Here is a 531-nt window from a genome sequence, read left to right on the forward strand (position 1 = left end):
GTCGGGGTCGTAGAGCATGACGCCGAGGTAGCGCAGTCGTCCGACGCAGGTTTCGGAGCACACGGTGGGCTGGCCTGCTTCGATGCGTGGGTAGCAGAGGGTGCATTTTTCGGCTTTGCCGGTGTGGTGGTTGAAGTAGATCTTTTTGTAGGGGCAGCCGGTGACGCACATGCGCCAGCCGCGGCAGCGGTCCTGGTCGACGAGGACGATGCCGTCTTCGATGCGCTTGTAGAGGGCGCCGGAGGGACAGACGGCGACGCAGGAGGGGTTGAGGCAGTGTTCGCAGATGCGGGGGAGGTAGAAGAGGAAGGCCTGTTCGTATTCGAGGCGGACCTGTTCGTTCATTTTTTTCAGGACGGGGTCGTGGGCGAGGTGGTCGGGGCCGCCGCCGAGGTCGTCGTCCCAGTTGGGGCCCCAGGTGATGTCGGTGGGGCGGCCGTCGATGAGGGAGCGGGGCGGTGCGGTGGGCAGGTCGTCGCCCAGGGGTGCGGTGGTCAGGTTCGCGTAGTCGTACGTCCACGGCTCGTAGTA

1 protein-coding gene is annotated in these 531 nt (G+C 65.3%); it reads right to left on the reverse strand.

The annotated features are described in order from the left end of the window. The coding region (locus IH45_RS0142745) for a 4Fe-4S dicluster domain-containing protein (protein ID WP_030682701.1) at positions 1-531 on the reverse strand (531 nt) is incomplete at both ends.

Origin of the sequence: Streptomyces rimosus subsp. rimosus, assembly GCF_000720725.1 — a bacterium.
Lineage (GTDB): Bacteria > Actinomycetota > Actinomycetes > Streptomycetales > Streptomycetaceae > Streptomyces > Streptomyces rimosus_A.